Source organism: Bradyrhizobium sp. BRP56 (assembly GCF_020194035.1).
Taxonomy (GTDB): domain Bacteria; phylum Pseudomonadota; class Alphaproteobacteria; order Rhizobiales; family Xanthobacteraceae; genus Bradyrhizobium; species Bradyrhizobium australafricanum.
In genome coordinates, this window is record NZ_JADYVV010000201.1 from 1 (window position 1) to 449 (window position 449).

Annotated in this window: 1 protein-coding gene; it reads right to left on the reverse strand. The window is 47.7% G+C overall.

Annotated features, from left to right (window positions below; genetic code table 11):
* On the reverse strand, positions 1-196 hold a 196-nt coding region (locus tag I6F38_RS43365; RefSeq protein ID WP_276573549.1), incomplete at its 3' end, for a hotdog domain-containing protein.
* Between the last annotated feature and the right edge of the window lie 253 nt (positions 197-449).

Here is a 449-nt window from a genome sequence, read left to right on the forward strand (position 1 = left end):
GTAAGAAAGTCATTCCTTCAACCCGCACGGTCACTACACGACCATGGGCAATTTCTTTCGCCAGAATAGCGCCGCCAATATCCATTTGTGACATTAACCAACCACCAAAGATGTCACCATTGGCATTGGTATCGGCGGGCATGGCTAAAGTACGTAAAACAAGATCGCCCTGAGGGACGTTATGTGTTGTAGACATGGTAAAACCGACTTAAAAGGAAAATCACAGGCGCGATGCTACTATGATTTTCCTGAGGAGAACAGAGGAGATACAGCGCCAGCCCCGAGGGACTGGCAGTCTGGTTAGGATTTATCTTCCTGCGGCATGTGGCGGTAGATATAGATACCGCTTAACAATGTGAAGATTAAGGTAAGGGCGGTCAGGCCAAAGACTTTAAAGTTGACCCAAATATTTTGCGGCAGCCAGAATGCGATGTAGATGTTTGCCAGGC